The organism is Salinicola salarius (genome assembly GCF_002179555.1).
GTDB classification, from domain to species: domain Bacteria; phylum Pseudomonadota; class Gammaproteobacteria; order Pseudomonadales; family Halomonadaceae; genus Salinicola; species Salinicola salarius_A.
The window spans coordinates 235,906-252,860 of the sequence record NZ_NHOU01000001.1 but is presented as its reverse complement, the minus strand read 5'-3'; the positions used below and the strand labels follow the sequence as shown (position 1 = coordinate 252,860).

General features: G+C 64.3%; 17 protein-coding genes. 11 read left to right on the top strand and 6 right to left on the bottom strand.

Going from position 1 to position 16,955, the window contains the following annotated elements; genetic code table 11:
* Window positions 1-101: 101 nt before the first annotated feature.
* The gene (locus CCD76_RS01145) at window positions 102-1,244 is read right to left on the bottom strand and encodes a GNAT family N-acetyltransferase (RefSeq protein WP_087717719.1); all 1,143 of its coding nucleotides are present in this window, start codon (window positions 1,242-1,244) and stop codon (window positions 102-104) included.
* A 148-nt stretch (window positions 1,245-1,392) separates the two neighbouring features.
* On the opposite strand from CCD76_RS01145, the gene CCD76_RS01140 reads away from it, so the two are divergent.
* The gene (locus CCD76_RS01140; RefSeq protein ID WP_256961010.1) at window positions 1,393-1,686 is read left to right on the top strand and encodes a DUF4190 domain-containing protein; all 294 of its coding nucleotides are present in this window, start codon (window positions 1,393-1,395) and stop codon (window positions 1,684-1,686) included.
* 72 nt (window positions 1,687-1,758) lie between these two features.
* A complete protein-coding gene (pncB, locus tag CCD76_RS01135) occupies window positions 1,759-2,934 on the top strand; it encodes a nicotinate phosphoribosyltransferase (RefSeq protein ID WP_087717717.1) in 1,176 nt (391 codons plus the stop codon).
* 142 nt (window positions 2,935-3,076) lie between these two features.
* Here the strand turns inward: pncB and CCD76_RS01130 are convergent, their stop codons facing one another.
* From CCD76_RS01130 to gap, 4 genes are all read right to left on the bottom strand, one after another.
* Entirely contained in the window at window positions 3,077-3,880 is an 804-nt protein-coding gene (locus CCD76_RS01130) for a dienelactone hydrolase family protein (RefSeq protein WP_256961009.1), read from the bottom strand.
* 67 nt (window positions 3,881-3,947) lie between these two features.
* Entirely contained in the window at window positions 3,948-5,273 is a 1,326-nt protein-coding gene (locus CCD76_RS01125) for a sensor domain-containing diguanylate cyclase (RefSeq protein WP_087717715.1), read from the bottom strand.
* A gap of 64 nt (window positions 5,274-5,337) precedes the next feature.
* A complete protein-coding gene (locus tag CCD76_RS01120; protein ID WP_087717714.1) occupies window positions 5,338-5,655 on the bottom strand; it encodes a hypothetical protein in 318 nt (105 codons plus the stop codon).
* A gap of 353 nt (window positions 5,656-6,008) precedes the next feature.
* On the bottom strand, window positions 6,009-7,010 hold the full coding sequence (gap, locus tag CCD76_RS01115; RefSeq protein WP_071231896.1) for a type I glyceraldehyde-3-phosphate dehydrogenase: 1,002 nt from the start codon (window positions 7,008-7,010) through the stop codon (window positions 6,009-6,011).
* 263 nt (window positions 7,011-7,273) lie between these two features.
* Between gap and edd the strand changes: the two genes are divergently transcribed.
* From edd to CCD76_RS19975, 9 genes are all read left to right on the top strand, one after another.
* Window positions 7,274-9,124 carry a phosphogluconate dehydratase gene (edd, locus tag CCD76_RS01110; RefSeq protein WP_087717713.1) on the top strand — a complete coding sequence of 617 codons (1,851 nt, stop codon included), beginning with the start codon at window positions 7,274-7,276 and terminating at the stop codon, window positions 9,122-9,124.
* Window positions 9,121-10,080 carry a glucokinase gene (glk, locus tag CCD76_RS01105; protein WP_087717712.1) on the top strand — a complete coding sequence of 320 codons (960 nt, stop codon included), beginning with the start codon at window positions 9,121-9,123 and terminating at the stop codon, window positions 10,078-10,080. The genes edd and glk overlap by 4 nt, the downstream gene beginning before the upstream one ends.
* On the top strand, window positions 10,077-10,994 hold the full coding sequence (locus CCD76_RS01100) for a D-hexose-6-phosphate mutarotase (RefSeq protein WP_087717711.1): 918 nt from the start codon (window positions 10,077-10,079) through the stop codon (window positions 10,992-10,994). Before glk ends, CCD76_RS01100 begins: the two co-directional genes overlap by 4 nt.
* On the top strand, window positions 10,991-11,866 hold the full coding sequence (locus CCD76_RS01095; protein ID WP_256961004.1) for an aldo/keto reductase: 876 nt from the start codon (window positions 10,991-10,993) through the stop codon (window positions 11,864-11,866). Before CCD76_RS01100 ends, CCD76_RS01095 begins: the two co-directional genes overlap by 4 nt.
* Window positions 11,867-11,943: 77 nt before the next feature.
* Entirely contained in the window at window positions 11,944-12,912 is a 969-nt protein-coding gene (locus CCD76_RS01090) for a carbohydrate kinase family protein (RefSeq protein ID WP_087717710.1), read from the top strand.
* Between the two features lie 258 nt (window positions 12,913-13,170).
* A complete protein-coding gene (locus CCD76_RS01085; RefSeq protein WP_087717709.1) occupies window positions 13,171-13,872 on the top strand; it encodes a CoA transferase subunit A in 702 nt (233 codons plus the stop codon).
* A 1-nt stretch (window position 13,873) separates the two neighbouring features.
* Complete coding sequence (locus tag CCD76_RS01080; protein ID WP_087717708.1) at window positions 13,874-14,521, top strand: CoA transferase subunit B; 648 nt, start codon at window positions 13,874-13,876, stop codon at window positions 14,519-14,521.
* A gap of 22 nt (window positions 14,522-14,543) precedes the next feature.
* Window positions 14,544-15,716: an acetyl-CoA C-acetyltransferase gene (locus CCD76_RS01075; protein ID WP_087717831.1), complete on the top strand. Its 1,173-nt coding sequence runs from the start codon at window positions 14,544-14,546 to the stop codon at window positions 15,714-15,716.
* 187 nt (window positions 15,717-15,903) lie between these two features.
* Entirely contained in the window at window positions 15,904-16,191 is a 288-nt protein-coding gene (locus tag CCD76_RS19975; protein ID WP_179208808.1) for a DUF4235 domain-containing protein, read from the top strand.
* Between the two features lie 91 nt (window positions 16,192-16,282).
* Here CCD76_RS19975 and CCD76_RS01065 read toward each other — a convergent pair whose 3' ends face one another.
* A complete protein-coding gene (locus CCD76_RS01065) occupies window positions 16,283-16,945 on the bottom strand; it encodes a bifunctional 4-hydroxy-2-oxoglutarate aldolase/2-dehydro-3-deoxy-phosphogluconate aldolase (RefSeq protein WP_087717706.1) in 663 nt (220 codons plus the stop codon).
* Window positions 16,946-16,955: the final 10 nt, after the last annotated feature.

Genomic DNA, 16,955 nt, shown 5'->3' with positions numbered 1-16,955 from the left:
TATCTGTCCTCGTCGCGGCAAGATCCGCCGCCCAATTTAACCTGGGTTCAGCATATCACTCACCTCGGCACGACAGCAGCACGCGCCTGACGTCTGCACGCTCAAGGCAGCGGATCCTTGAACGGCAGGCGAGATCGGCACTGCTCGAAATAGGCATGAACGTAGGCTCGCTCCTCGCGGCAGAAATCCTCGACGGCATCTCTAAACCCCGGATGATCGAGATAGTGCAGCGAGCGGCTGATGACCGGCGCGAAACCTCGGGTCAGCTTGTGCTCCCCTTGCGTCCCCGGATCGAAACGGGACAAGCCCTGTGCCAGGCAGTGCTCGATCCCCTGGTAGTAGCAAGTCTCGAAATGCAGAAAGTCGGCCTCGACCTCGCTGCCCCAGTAGCGGCCGTAGAGCGTGTCGCTTCCCTGCAGGCAGAGCGCGGCTGCCACGGCCCGTCCCTCCACACTGGCGCGGACCAGCAGCAGCGTATCGCCCAGGTCGTCGCGCAACCGGGTAAAGAACTCGAGCGACAGATAGGGACGCTGGCCCCGTTCCAGGTATGTCATGCAGTAGCAGCGATAGAACTGTGTCAGCGCCTCGTCGTCGATCCGCGCTCCCGTCAGCCGCTCGAACATGAAGCCCTGCTCCGCCAGCTTGCGACGCTCCCGACGGATCTCCTTGCGTTTGCGCGAGCTCATCCGCGCCAGAAAGCCGTCGAAACTGCCGAATCCATCGTCGCGCCAGGCAAACTGCACGGCCTGGCGCTCCATCAACGGCGCTTCGAACGCCGCCTGCCAGTCGTCCACCTCGCCGCTGTCGGCAAACAGTAGATGCCAGCTCTGCAGGCCGGTATCGCGGATCACCGGCGCCAGCGCCGCGATAACCGCCCGCCGATCCACGTCGCCCACCACGGCCAGCCGCGGCCCCGAGGCCGGCGTGAACGGAATCGCCGACAGCGACTTGGGATAGTAATCGCCGCCAGCGCGCTCCCAGGCATCCGCCCAGGACCAGTCGAATACGTACTCGCCTCGCGAGTGGTATTTGGCGTAGCGCGGCAAGGCCGCCACCGTCCGGTCGTCGTCGAAGACCATCAAGTGATCCGGCTCCCAGCCGGTATCCGTATCGGCACAGCCGCAGGCTTCCAGCGCCACCAGGAACTCGTGGCGCAGAAACGGATAACGATCGCCGACCACATGATTCCAGAGCGACGCACGGGTAGCCGCGAGGCTACCGATATTCTCGACCCGCAATGCCATCCGATCTCCCCCGTTGCTTTTCCGGTCTTTCGTCGCTCGTCGCTCGTCGCTCGTCGCTCGTCGCTCAGTCTATGTTGAAAACTTCGAGAGCCGCGGGCAAGCGTGCGATACTCTGGCAACAGCCAAGACAGAGAGCCACCCCAACCCGATGACACCCACCCCGACGCCTCCCAGCCCGTCAACGCCACCGCCCACCAATATCATGGCGCTGGCAGCTTTCGCGCTTAGCGTGCTGGGCACTCTGGTGCCGCCAGCGGCGTTGGGCGGCGTGGTCTGCGGCCATCTGGCTCGGCGCCAGATTCGCCAGAGGCAGGAATCCGGCGATAGCTGGGCGCTCGCCGGTTTGATACTGGGCTATCTGTTGATTCTGCTTTCGCTGGCCGGTCTTTTGCTGTTCGGCGGTTTCGTCGCGACAATGTTCGGTATCATGGCTTTCATGTAGCCGAATCTCATTGAGGAAACGCTCGCTGGCGCCAACGGCCGCGGATTGTGTTCACGCTGATGACGAGTTTTCATGCTGACTTCGCTTATCGATAACGATTTCTACAAGATCACGATGCAGAACGCCGTGATCAAGCGCTTCCCCTATGCACAGGCCCGCTACGCTTTCATCAATCGCGGCGAGCATGCGTTTCCCGAAGGATTCGGTGACGCCCTGCGACGCGAAGTCGATGCCATGGCCAGCCTCGTGCTCACCGACGCGGAAAAGCGCTATCTCGAGGTTACCTGTCCCTATCTCGATCCGACCTACCTGGACTTTCTGGCCGGCTTTCGCTTCAACCCCGCCGAAGTCATCATCGAGCAGACCGGCAGCGAACTCTCGGTCGCTATCGAGGGGCTGTGGTATCGCACCATCCTGTGGGAAGTCCCGCTGATGGCGCTGATCAGCGAGCTCTGGTATCGCCTGCGAGGTGTCAAGCGCGACGACGATGAAACGGTCGAGGCACGCACCCGAGCCAAGATCGAACAGTATCAGCGGCTGGGCCTGAAAATTGCCGAATTCGGCACCCGGCGGCGGTTTTCCTTCGACGTTCACGACCGGGTGGTCGGCGCGCTTCGCCATCATGGCGGCGAAGCCTTCAGCGGCAGCAGTAACGTCTTGCTGGCCATGCGCCACGGCGTCAAGCCCATCGGCACCCACGCCCACGAATGGTTCATGTTTCACGGCGCCCGTTTCGGTTTCAAGATGGCCAACAGCCTGGCGCTGGAGCACTGGGTCGATGTCTATCGCGGCGACCTTGGCATCGCCCTGACCGACACGTTCACTTCCCGCGCCTTCTTCGAGAGCTTCGACAAGAAGTTCGCCAAGCTCTTCGATGGAGTCAGACACGACAGCGCGGACCCCATCGACTTCGCGGCCTCGACCATCGCGCATTACGAGAAACTGGGGATCGACCCGCGCAGCAAGACGATCATCTTCTCCGACGCGCTGACACCCGAGAAGGTCGAGCGGATCCAGTCGTTCTGCCAAGGCCGCGTCGGCATGGCGTTCGGCATCGGCACCAACTTCACCAATGACGTGGGCGTCGAGCCGATGAACATGGTGATCAAGATGGTCGAGGCGAGACCGGAAGGCCAGCACTGGCTGCCCGTGGTCAAGCTTTCCGACGTGCCCGACAAGCACACCGGTGACCCGGAAATGATTGCCCTCGCCAAGCGCGTGCTCGCCCTCAGTCGCCCCAACGAATAGATTGCAGCTCGCCAACGAAAAAGCCACGAACGCGGTCGTTCGTGGCTTTCTGCTGTCTGGCTCGTAGCTCGTAGCTCGTAGCTCGTAGCTCGTAGCTCGTAGCTCGTAGCTCGTAGCTCGTAGCTCGTAGCTCGTATTCAGTCTACTGATTCAGCGCCTTGTCCAGCGTCAGCAACGCAGCCTGCCAGGAGGCAGCATCCGCCGCCGCGTCGTAGCCGAGCGGAAGTTCGTTCTCCGCGGCCAGCCTGTCGGCATCCGGATTGGTGAAAGCGTGCTTGGCACCGGGATACTGCACCACGCGAACGTCCGCGCCATCTTCCGTCAATGCCGTCGCCATGCTGTCGAGCGCCTCGGGGTCGACCAGCGAATCGTCCTGGCCGTTGTAGATGCGCACCAGGCCGTCGAACGGCTGCGGGTTGGTGACGACCTGAGTCGGACTGCCATGGAAGCTGATCGCCGCTTCCAACGGCATGCCCGCCAATGCCATGTTCATCACCACGCCACCACCGAAGCAGTAGCCGATCGCCGCCATGCGATCCTCGCGCACCGCAGGATGTTCACGCAGCGCTGCCATCGCCGCTTCCAATCGTGCTCTGGCGGCGGGCCAGTCCTGCATGACCTGACTGGAAAACGCCTTGGCATCCTCCGGGTGCTGGGCCACCTTGCCGCCGCCATACATGTCTACCGCCAGTGCCACGAAGCCCAGTGCCGCCAGCTGATCGGCCTTGTGCTTGATGTAGTCGTTGAGCCCCCACCATTCATGGACCAGCAGTACGCCGGGACGAGGCTCGTCATCGCTGGCGTTGTAGGCAAGATAGCCCTGGTAGGTCTGGCCGCCCGTGGCATATTCGAAAGTCTCGCCCTGGACGCGTGGACCTTCGACCTCGTCGGCCCACGCCGGCAGACACATCAGGCTGAGCAGCAAGGCCAGCAGTAATCGTCCCATCATCGTTCTCCTTCTTTGACTGGCTTGGCGCAGGTTCGGCTGGCTCGACGTCGACTCGCACAGCGGCTCATGGCGCCTGCTGAACGCGATCCCGCCCGCGCTGCTTGGCATTCTGCATTCCCGCCTCGGCACGCGCCAGCATGGCTTCCGCGGTCTCGTCACTGCGCCGTTCGGCGACCCCAAGACTAACCGAGAACGACAGCCAATGACCATGAAACTCCACCCGGGTCGAAGCTAGACGCCCGCGCAGTTTATCGGCGATGGTGGCCGTTTCCTGCAGCGATTTGCCGCTCATCAGCAACGCGAAGGAATCGTCGCCCAATCGGCCGAAGCTGAACCGCTCTCTCAACGTCGCCCGGCACATTTCGCCGATGCAACTGAGCACGAGATCGCCGCCCTCGCGCCCCCAATCGCGGTTGATATCGCTGAAATGGTCGACATCGAACACGATCAGCGTAAACCTAGCGCCGGTGTCTCCACTTGCGAACGCATGCCGCATCAGGCCCATGAAAGGCTCTCGATTGAGCGCCGAGGTCAATTCGTCGGTGGCGGTGTACGCATTCCACTGCAGCGACTGGTGGCGGCGTTGGGTGATATCCCTCGCGATGGCAACCCAGCCCGGCATGACCGGGGGCTCCAGCGTCTGCCCCAACGGCAGCGGATAAGGCGAAAAGTGGATCTCGAACCAGCGGTACACCCCATCCCGGTGTCTCAGACGCAGCTCCACCATGGGAGAACTCGCCTCGGCGGCTCCTTCGATCAGCAGGCGCCGAACCCGGGAGCCATCCTCGGGCGCCATCAGGCCGAAGAGAGACGTCGACAGCAGCGACGCTGCGCTGACACCGAGCGCGCCTTGGGTGTTACCCGCCGCGTAATGGCACTCCATATCCTCATCGAGCGCCAAGATCACATCGCCGCTGTGATCGAGCAGGGATTGCTGGGACAAGCCGGCTTCATCCGCGGGGGCGGCAGGATTCGCGGGAACGGCAGGCGGGCGCGGCTGCAGGAAGCCGACAAGTGCCACGACCTCGCCGTCCGCGTCACGCTGGATGCTGATACTGTCCTCGACTTGACACTCGGAGCCATCTCGCCTTTCGATGACGTAGGACAGCCGCGCCGTGAGCTCGCTCTCGGTCAGGGCCTGCTGCAATCGTTCGAGTAACGGCCTGCGCTCGGATTCGGGAATCTGCGCCAGCCACAGATCGGGCTGGGAAAGGTAGTCCGTGGCGGGACGATGGCCCAGCGCGTCGATGGAATCGGCGACGAAGCGCAGCTCACCCAGCCACCAGGCCGAGTCGGTGACATAGACCGTGCCCGGCAAGCATTGCAGCCACTGTCGGGCGTCCGCGCCCGAAACTTCATCGTCATGCACGAAGGCATCCCGTGAATCCATGCACTCCGGCCTCGTCTAGCCGCAGTGCTGTTTCCAAGCGGCTGGGTGGTAAAACGAGATCGTGTCAGCGAAAGCCGACACGACGCTGAGCGACCGCGGGCGAAGAGGACGCATCATCAGATGAGCTTCGCGCCTCATCGTCACCCCTGGCTCGATGATCGCGACTCTTCGATCGAGCATGGCAGCAGGCATCCGCCAGCTGGCGCAGCTCGTCGCGAGTCAGCTCGAAACGATGCATGCCCGCCTGCTCCTGCCAGATCACGAAAATTACTGGCACGGAACGCGATTGGTCGACACCCACGATCTTCCCGAGCCGCTTCTCTTCAGGGTCGCGAATGGTCTCGCCAATCAGGCGATGCGCGTTGATGATGTTGTCCTGCATGACGCCGCCAACCTCAATGCATGGTGGAAAGATAGGGCATGTTCGGACTTACACTAGAGGGTCAGCCTGACAAGTCCAAGCCCACCAACGCAATTGCCCAGCATACAGGGTTCTATCGACAACGGATTGGATGACTTGAACGCAAAACTGGCGCTACTTCGATGGTATGCGACTCGGTCGCCTGCCCCCTTCTAGCCGAGGGGGACACGTCGCGCGGGTGTCCGGAGGGAGAAAATACCAAAAAAGAGGGGCGACAGACGCTCTGCCACCCCTCGATCCTGCTTCGTTGTCGCCGACTATCGCTTGCGGGCCACCCTTGTCAGGCGTTCAGGCCAGCGAAAACGATATTCATCTCAGCTGGCGGCCTGCATGGCCAGCGCCGTATCCAGCATGCGGTTGGAGAAGCCCCACTCGTTGTCGTACCAGGCCATGACCTTGACCAGACGCCCGTTCACGCGCGTGTGGTTGGCATCGAAGGTGGAAGAGTTGGCGTCGTGGTTGAAGTCGATCGACACCAGCGGCTGAGAGTTCACTGCCAGTACCGGCGACTTGGCCGCTGCCTTCTCGACGATCTCGTTGATCTCTTCCTTGCTCGTCTCGCGACCGGCAGTGAAGACCAGGTCCACCAGCGACACGTTGATGACCGGCACCCGCACCGCGAGCCCGTCGAGCTTGCCGTTCAGTTCGGGCAGCACCAGCCCGACGGCTGCGGCGGCACCGGTCTTGGTCGGGATCATCGACTGCGTGGCACTGCGCGCGCGGTACGGATCCTTGTGGTAGACGTCGGACAGGTTCTGGTCATTGGTGTAGGCATGCACCGTGGTCATCAGGCCATTCTCGATACCCACGCTCTCCTGCAGCGCCTGGGCTACCGGCGCCAGGCAGTTGGTGGTGCAGGAAGCGTTGGAAACCACCCGATGCTCCGCCTTCAGTGTCCCTTCGTTGACGCCGAACACGATCGTCGCGTCGGCATCGCCGCTGGGTGCGGAAATCAGCACACGCTCCGCGCCGGCATCGATGTGCTTGGCTGCGGCCTCGCGCTTGGTGAACAGCCCGGTGCACTCCATCACCAGGTCGACGTTCAGCGATTTCCAGGGCAGCTGCGACGGATCGCGCTCCGAGAGGATGCGAATGCTATCTCCGTCTACGCTCAGGGTATCGCTGTCGTGAGTGACGTCGAAGCCGAAACGTCCATGCACGCTGTCATGACGCAGCAGGTGCGCGTTGAGCGCCGGATCGCCCAGGTCGTTGATGGCGACGACTTCGATCCGGTCGCGATAACCGTTTTCGTACATGGCACGAAGTACGTTACGGCCGATGCGACCGAATCCGTTGATGGCGACACGCAATGTCATGGTGCTCTCCTCCTGATGACGTAACTCGAACGTTTGGGGAATGTGGCACGGTCGCGCCTGATCACGCATTCGTGAATGGCGCGGATCGAACGACAGCGCTCGATCACCGCGAAACTGCCAATAGTCTAGAACACCAGTCTAGAACATCGACGAATGAAAAAATATTACTCCGAAAGACTAATACAAAAGGCCCATCCGCGAACAAATGCCATAATTTTTGGTAAGTTTACCAAACAACCATGACAGCTCGATGAGGCAACCCCATGACGCTCAACCCCACTGTCGACCGCGTGACCCGACGCATCGAGGCCCGATCGGCCGATCGCCGCCGCCTCTATGAAGAACGCATGGAGCAGCAGCATCGTCGCGGCGTCCACCGCGCCGAACTCTCCTGCGGCAACCTGGCCCATGGCTTCGCCGCCTGCAATGCCGGCGACAAGAACAGCCTGAAGCTGATGAACAGCGCCAACGTCGGCATCGTCTCTTCCTATAACGACATGCTGTCCGCTCATCAGCCGCTCGAGCACTTCCCCGACCTGATCAAGGAAGCCGCCCGCGGCATGGGCAGCACCGCGCAGTTCGCCGGCGGCGTGCCGGCCATGTGCGACGGTGTGACCCAGGGCCAGCCCGGCATGGAGCTGTCACTGTTCTCTCGCGACGTGATCGCCATGTCGACGGCCGTGGCGATGTCGCACAACATGTTCGATGGCGCACTGTATCTTGGCGTGTGTGACAAGATCGTGCCGGGTCTGTTCATCGGTGCCGCGCGCTTCGGCCACCTGCCGGCGGTGTTCGTTCCTGCCGGACCGATGCCGAGCGGGTTGCCCAACGCCGAGAAGTCCCGGATCCGCCAGCTCTATGCCGAAGGCAAGGTTGGCCGCGATGCGCTGCTGGAAGCCGAGTCGGACTCCTACCACAGCCCGGGCACCTGCACCTTCTACGGCACCGCCAACTCCAACCAGCTGATGCTCGAGATGATGGGCCTGCACATGCCGGGCACCTCGTTCGTCAATCCGAACACGCCGCTGCGCGACGCGATCACCCGATTCAGCACCGAGCAGGTGATCCGCTTGAGTGACCAGGGGGGCAGCTATCACCCGTTCTACAAGCAGATCGACGCCCATGCCATCGTCAACGCCATGATCGGGCTGCTCTCTTCCGGTGGATCGACCAACCATACGCTGCACCTGGTGGCGATGGCCGCCGCCGTCGGCCTGACCATCACCTGGGACGACTTCGCCGAGCTTTCGACAGTGATTCCCGGGCTGACCCGAATCTATCCCAACGGCCAGGCGGACGTGAACCACTTCCACGCCGCCGGCGGCGTCAGCTTCCTGGTGCGCGAGCTGCTTTCCGCGGGCCTGATGCATGCCGATGTACGCACCGCTTTCGGCACCGACATGACCGCATACACCCAGGAGCCGTTCCTGGAAGGCGACAAGCTGATCTGGCGCGAAGGCACCCGGCAGAGTCTCGACGAAGACGTGCTGCGGCCGGTGGCGCGCCCGTTCTCCCCCACCGGCGGGCTGGCCGTGCTCGATGGCAATTTGGGACGCGGCGTGATCAAGGTTTCCGCCGTCAAGCCGGAGTTCCGCCGGGTCGAGGCGCCGGTGCGGATCTTCGACGACCAGAGCCAGGTCAAGGCCGCGTTCGAGAGTGGCGAACTGGATCGCGACGTCATCGTCGTCGTGCGCTTCCAGGGGCCGCGCGCCAACGGCATGCCGGAACTGCACCAGTTGACGCCGTTTCTCGGTGTGCTGCAGGATCGCGGACACAAGGTCGCGCTGGTCACCGACGGGCGAATGTCCGGTGCCTCTGGTAAGGTACCGGCAGCCATCCACATCACCCCGGAAGCCGTCGATGCCGGCCCGATCGCCTATCTGCGCGATGGCGACACGGTGCTGCTCGACCCGGATAACGGCGTGCTCGAGGCGCTGGTGGATGCCGAGACCTGGGCGCAACGCGAACCGGCGACCTGCGACCTGGACCACTATCATCATGGAATGGGCCGCGAACTGTTCGCCGGCTTCCGCCAGCTGGTCGGCGGTGCCGAGGAAGGCGCGGCCACCTTTGGCGGCTTCGACGCCGCCGACTTGCCCGGAGGGCACACATGACGACTCCCGCCTTGATCGGCGACATCGGTGGAACCAACGCGCGCTTCGCGCTGGTCATGCCTGGCAGTGTCGAGTTGCAATCGATCGAGACGCTACCCTGCGCGCGTTATAGCGGGCTGGTCGAAGCCATCCAGGCCTACCTGCAACAGGTCGGCGCCGAGGCGCCCGTCGAGGCGTGCCTGGCCTTCGCCTGCCCGGTGCACGAAGACTGGGTCAAGATGACCAACAACGACTGGGCGTTCTCCAAGAAGGCCGTCGCCGAAGAGCTCGGCCTGTCGAACTTCAAGGTCATCAACGACTTCACCGCCCAGGCGCTCGGCATTCCGCACATCGGTGACGAGGAACTGGTCAAGATCGGTGAAGGCGAGGCCGAACCTCGGCGCCCGCGCCTGGTGATCGGCCCGGGAACCGGGCTCGGCGTCGCCGGACTGGTGCCCAGTCGGCGCGCCTGGATTCCGCTGACGACCGAAGGCGGCCACGCCACCTTCGCCCCCACCGACCAGCGCGAAATCCAACTGCTCGACTATTTCCGTGCCCGTTATGGCCGAGTCTCGATCGAACGCCTGCTGTGCGGCCAGGGTCTGCTCGACCTCTATCTCGCCCACGCTGCACTGCTCAATGTCACCGCCCACTACAACACGCCGGCGGAGATCACCGGGGCCGCCCGGGCGGGCGATCGCGTTGCCCGCGAGACCTTGATGCGCTTTCTCAAGATCCTCGGCAGCGTGGCCGGCGACGCCGCGTTGACCCTCGGCGCGCTGGGCGGCGTCTATCTCTGCGGCGGTATCACGCCGCGTCTGATCGAGTGGCTGCCGCGCAGCGACTTCCGTCGCGCCTTTGCCGACAAGGGCCGACTGAGTGCCTACAATGCGGGTATTCCCACCTGGGTGGTGACGGCGCCGTGGACCGGCCTGCTGGGCGCGGCGGAAGCCCTGCACAACGAGGAGGTGACATGATTCCCGATACGCTGCGGCAGCTGATCGACGCGACGGACGGCCAGCGGGAAGCCGACTGGGAAGGTCGGCGCGTGCTGCTGATCAATGCCGACTGGGGCGAGCTGGCGATTTCGCTACAGGGCGCTCAGGTGCTGCACTTTTTACCTTTCGCCCCCGAAGCCGGGCGAGCCGCAGGCGCCCCACCAGCGCCCGGCACGGAGGATGGCTGGCTCTGGGTCACGCCGACGCCACAGCCGATGCCCGGTGCCATTCGCGGCGGTATCCCGCTGTGCTGGCCGTGGTTCGCCGACGAGTCGCCGGACGGCAAGGGCCCCATGCATGGCCCCGCCCGCACGGCGCAGTGGCGCATCGATGCCGTCGACGAGAGCGTGACCGGCAGCGGCGTCGAGATTCACCTCTCGCCCGAGGAGCGGCTGCACGACCAGCTCGTCCCCAATGCCGTGGTTCACGCCAACGCAAAGCGCCTGAGCGTCGAGCTGATGACGCGCCACGTTGGCACCACCCCGGTCAAGCTGACCGGCGCGCTGCATAGCTATTTCGCCGTGGCCGATACGCACCGCTGCCGTGTCGAAGGGCTGGCCGGCGCCCGCTATCTGGACAAGCTCGAGCACTTTTCCGAGCATCATCAGCAGGGGGAACTCGGCATCCGTGGTGCGCTGGACCGTATCTACCAGTCGAACCGCCCGGTCGTTCTCGACGATGGTCAGCGCCGGCTCACGATCAGCAAGCAGGGCAGCGACTCCACCGTCGTCTGGCATCCCGGCGACGGCCTGCCCGGGGATACGCCGGCCGCCGTCGGCCAGCGTTTCCTGTGCATCGAAGCGGCCTGCACCCGGGTCGATCCGGTCTGGCTGGTGCCGGACGGTCAGCACCTCCTCTCCACCACGATCGTGCGGGAGGCGCAGTCGGCGTGAGCGACGATCTGATTTTCGATTCGCCCTTCATTCTGGGCATGATGCGACTCTACGAGCGCCCCGAATTCGACGATGCCGAGAAGTTCGCCGACTGGCTGGAAGCCAGGGTCGATCAGGGACTGCACTGGTTCGATCACGCCGACAGCTACGGCAACCATCAGGGCGAGCAGCGATTCGGCGAGGCGCTGGCCCGCCGCCCCTCGCTCAAGTCCCGGATTCGCGTGGTGACCAAGGGCAATATCGTCCTGCCGCATCGCGATACGTCCCCCTTTGGCGTCAAGCATTACGACACCTCCGAACGTTACCTGACCCAGGTCATCGACGGCTCGCTCGCGCGGCTCGGCGTCGACCGGCTCGACCACTTCCTGCTACACCGCCCTGACCCGCTGATGGATGCCGAAGCCACGGCACGGGCACTGGATGACGCCATCGCGGCCGGCAAGGTCGGCGCCGTGGGCGTTTCCAACTTCCTGCCGGAACAGTGGCGGCGCCTGCAGGCCGCGATGCACAACCGGCTCGGCGTCCACCAGCTCGAGCTCTCGCTGGCCCACCCGGATGCGCTGTTCGACGGTTTCTACGACGCCATCCTGGCCGACGGACTGGCGCCGATGGCCTGGTCGCCGCTGGGCGGCGGCTCGGTGTTCGAGGACGTTCTCGGCACGGCGCTGTCGCAGCTGGCCGACCAGCTCAACTCGACCACGGCAGGGTTGGCGCTGGCCTGGCTGCGGCGCCTGCCCGGCAAGCCGATTCCAGTGATCGGAACGTTGAATGAAAGGCGTATCGACAATCTGCTGCTGAGCAGTAATCTCGAACTCGATCGCCCGACGTGGTTCGCGCTGCTCGAGGAAGCGCGCAGTCACCGCGTACCGTGATGACGTTCGATGCGGCCGAGACTCGACGAGACGACGCCGCATCTCGATTCCCGTTCGAAAAGAGAGTCGGTTAACCCATGACCCCCATCATCGCCTTCGGTGAAGCCCTCGTCGACATGCTGTCCAGTCGTCTGGGCGACGACAGCGGCCCAGAGACCTTCACGCCCTATGCCGGCGGTGCACCGGCCAACGCCGCCGTGGCCTGCGCCCGCCAGGGCGTCCCCAGCCTCTTTCTCGGCATGATCGGTGACGATCGTTTCGGCGACTTCCTGATCGACGAACTGACCCGCTACGGCGTCGACACCCGATACGTGGTACGGACCCGCGAAGCCCGCACGGCCCTGGCTTTCGTCTCCCGCGACAGCCACGGCGAGCGCCAGTTCGATTTCTACCGTCCGCCCGCCGCGGATCTGCTCTACCGCCGCGAGCACCTGCCGCCGGGTATCTTCACCGAGCCCGCGCTGGTCCACCTGTGCAGCAATAGCCTGACCGACGCCGCCATTGCGCGCACCACGCTGGACCTCGCCAGCATCGCGCGGCGTGGCGGTTGTCTGATCAGCGTCGACGCCAACCTGCGCGCGATGCTGTGGCCCCAGGGCAAGATCGATATCCCCCTGGTCGAACAGCTGCTCGAACGCGCCCATGTCATCAAGCTCTCCACCGAAGAGCTCGACATCCTGCGCGGCGATCGCAGCGTAGAAGAGTGGATTAGCGCCAGACTGTCCAAGGGCGCCCGACTGATCGTGATCACCGATGGCCCGGGGCCGGTGAGCGCGCATCTGGCCGATCGCCAGTTGCAGACGACCCCGCCCAGCGTGCAGGCAGTGGATACCACTGCGGCCGGCGACGCCTTCATCGGCGGCCTGCTGGCCTCCCTGGCGCGAGACGACGTGACCTGCGAAACACTCGCCGACTGGCTGGCCGATGAAGCCCGGCTGACCGAGGCGCTGACGTTCGCCTGCCGCTGCGGCGCCTTCGCCGCTACTCGTGCCGGCGCCTTCGTCTCATTACCCGGCACCGACGATCTCGACGACCTGCCCCGCTAGGCTGCTGGCTGCTATCCACCTTTCATAGAGACAGCTATAGAGACAACCATAGAGACAACCAGCGTCGCCAGGGAGGCGGCGCTTTCTACTATCGTCTAACCTGCCTACGTCGATTCGGCTCGGATGGTAATGTCTTCCTCCATGGGTCGCTTGCGACGGCGCATGTCCGCACGTTCATGACTCTCTGAACGCGCTCACACGGCGGCACATGGCTTCGAAGCGATCTTTTGCGCGACTTCCCTTTCAGGACGAGGACTCATGGACAAAGTGTTTGGCAGCGCCGCTGAAGCGCTGGAAGGTCTCATCGAAGACGGCATGACCCTGGCCGTTGGCGGCTTCGGCCTGTGCGGCATCCCTGAAGCCCTGATCGTCGCTCTTCGCGATACGGGCAAGAAGGATCTGACGGTCGCCAGCAACAACGCCGGCGTCGATGGCTTCGGCCTCGGGCTGCTGCTAGAGTCGCGTCAGATCAGAAAAATGCTCTCTTCCTACGTCGGCGAGAACAAGGAGTTCGAGCGCCAGTACCTTTCCGGCGAACTGGAACTCGAATTCTGCCCGCAGGGCACCCTGGCGGAACGGCTGCGCGCCGGCGGCGCGGGCATCGCCGCCTTCTTCACCAAGACCGGCTACGGCACCAGGATCGCCGAAGGCAAGGAGGTGCGCGAATTCGACGGCGAGCACTACGTGATGGAGCGCGGCCTGCCGGTGGATGTCGCCCTGATCAAGGCGCAGATCGCCGACAAGGCAGGCAACCTGCGCTTCAACAAGACCGCGCGCAACTTCAATCCGCTGGCCGCGATGGCCGGCAAGGTCTGCGTGGTGGAGGTCGAGGAGATCGCCGAGACCGGCGACATCGACCCCGATGACGTCCACCTGCCGGGCATCTTCGTGCATCGCATCGTGCACAACCCGACCCCCGAAAAACGTATCGAGAAACGCACGCTCAGGGAGGTGAACTGAGATGGCCTGGACCAAGGAACAGATGGCAGAGCGCGCCGCCGGCGAACTGCGTGACGGCTTCTACGTCAATCTCGGCATCGGTCAGCCGACACTGGTGGCGAACTATATTCCCGAGGGCATGGACGTCTGGCTGCAGTCGGAGAACGGCTTGCTGGGCATCGGTCCCTTCCCGACCGAAGAGACCGTCGACCCCGATCTGATCAATGCCGGCAAGCAGACCGTCACCGCCCTGCCCGGCTCGAGCTACTTCGACAACGCCGAATCCTTCGCCATGATTCGCGGCGGCCATATCAACCTGGCAATCCTGGGCGCGATGCAGGTCTCCGAGAAAGGCGATCTCGCCAACTGGATGATCCCCGGCAAGATGGTCAAGGGCATGGGCGGCGCGATGGATCTGGTCGCCGGCGTGCAGCGTGTGGTGGTGCTGATGAGCCACACGGCCAAGGGCGAACACAAGATCCTGAGCGAATGCACGCTGCCGCTGACCGGGGTCGGCGTGGTCGACCGGATCATCACCGACCTGGGCGTGATGGATATCACCGAGGAAGGATTGGCCCTGGTCGAGCTGGCGCCCGACGTCACCCTGGAGGAAATTTCCGCGGCCACGGGCTGCAAGCTGATCGACAAACGGGAGACTTCCCATGCCTGACGTTTCCGGACCGACCACATCCATGCGCGACGTGGTGATCGTCGCCGCCACGCGCACGCCGATCGGCACCTTCCAGGGCGGCCTCTCCAGCGTGCCTGCCGTCACCCTCGGGGCGACCGTCATCCGTCGTGTCCTCGAAGGGATCGACCCGGCCGGTGTCGACGAAGTGATCATGGGGCACGTGCTGCGGGCCGGACTGGGCCAGAACACCGCGCGTCAGGCCGCAATCGAAGCCGGCGTGTCGGACAGCGTGCCGGCGATGACCATCGACAAGGTCTGCGGCTCCGGGCTCAAGGCGGTGCACCTGGCGGTCCAGGCCATCCGCTGCGGCGATGCCGAGGCCATCGTCGCCGGGGGCATGGAAAGCATGAGCCTGGCACCCTACGTGCTCCCCAAGGCCCGTACCGGGCTGCGCATGGGTCACGCCGAGCTGCTCGACAGCATGATCCACGACGGCCTGTGGGACGCTTTCAACGACTACCACATGGGCATCACGGCGGAGAACGTGGCCGAGCGCTGGGGCATCTCCCGCGAGGATCAGGATGCCTACGCCGCGGAGTCCCAGCGGCGCGCCTCGCAGGCCCGCGAAGCCGGCCGCTTCGATGCCGAGATCACGCCGGTGAGCGTGCCCCAGCGGCGCGGCGATCCCATCGTGGTCGAACGCGACGAGCAGCCCCGCGACGGCGTCACCGCCGAATCTCTGAGCAAGCTCAAGCCGGCGTTCTCCAAGACCGGCAGTGTCACTGCCGGCAACGCCTCTTCGCTCAACGACGGCGCGGCCGCGCTGCTCATCATGAGCGCCGAGCGGGCCAAGGCACTCGGATTACCCGTGCTGGCGACGATCCGGGCCTACGCCAACGCCGCCGTCGACCCGGCAACCATGGGCATCGGCCCGGTGCCGGCGACCCGGCGCTGCCTGGAACGTGCTGGCTGGACGATCGATGACCTGGACCTGGTCGAAGCCAACGAGGCCTTTGCGGCCCAGACACTGGCGGTAGCCAAGGATCTCGGCTGGGACGGCAGCAAGGTCAACGTCAACGGCGGCGCCATCGCGCTGGGCCACCCGATCGGTGCCTCTGGCGCCCGCATTCTGGTAACGCTGCTGCACGAGATGCAGCGTCGCGATGTCAGGCGAGGACTGGCGACGCTATGTATCGGCGGCGGCCAGGGCGTGGCGACGGCGATCGAACGGTAGTCGACAGAACGACAGACGGCAGAACGCCGTCGGGCCGGCCGAAGCCGTGATCCTCCGAAGCCGTGATTCCCAAAACCGTAAGCCCTGGCCGCTGGATTCGACCGGCGTGCGCCTCGGGCATTCGACTGGTGAGTCTTCGAAGGATCGACCAGACTATCGGGACAATCTATCCAGGAAGGAGTGTTTCGTGAAGCCTCAGACACTGTGGACCATCGTTGGCACGAGCACGGCGGTTCTATCCGGCGTGCTGGCTCGTCAAAGCCTCAAGCAGACCTTTCGCAAGGGCGTTTTCGAGCCGCCGATCAATCCCGACGAGGATGATGTCGAATGGCGCCAGGCGCTGTTCTGGGGGGCAGCATCCGGGATGGCGGTAGGAATGGCGCGCATCGTCGGCTGGAAACTGGCATCGGCTGGCATGCGGCGTACCCGCCGCTCGCGTCGCGGTCAGCGCCTTCTGGCGCATCTCGAGGACTGATACCGCATCGCGCTCCCCGGTCGACCCGGTCGATCACCGGGGAGCGCGACCCGAGCGCCCGAGACCGGAAGGTCGGACGCTCGATAGCGGTTCAGCGCGGATAACGCTGCGTGGCGGCTCGTGTCAGTTCAGTGATGCCCGCCCAGTCCTCTTTATCGATGAGCGACTTTGGCGCCATCCAGGAGCCGCCGACGCACATCACGTTGGGTAGCGCCAGGTAGTCTGCGGCGTTGTCCACGGTGACCCCGCCAGTCGGGCAGAACAGCGCTTCCGGCAGCGGACCGCCGAAGGACTTCAGCGCCTTGGCACCGCCATTCGCTTCCGCCGGGAAGAACTTGAAACGGCGATAGCCGTACTCCCAGCCGGTCACGACTTCGGAGACGGTGGCCACGCCCGGCAGCAGCGGCACGTCGCTACCGGCGCCATACTCGAACAGGGCCGGCGTCGTGCCGGGCGTGACGACGAAATCGACGCCGATCTCCTCGCAGACCCGGTACTGATCGATGCCAAGCACGGTGCCCGCGCCAATGATCGCATCCGGCAGCGCCTGCTTGATCTGCTTGATGGCCTCGACCGCGCAATCGGTACGCAACGTGATTTCGAGGACATCGAGACCGCCCTCGACCAGCGCCTTGGCCAGCGGTACGGCATGTTCGAGACGCTCGATGACGAGAACGGGAATGATGGCGCCGGAACGACAGATTTCATCCAGGCGCTCGATGTGTGAAGCGGGCAAACGTTGAGTGGATGACAAAGGTTGAGCG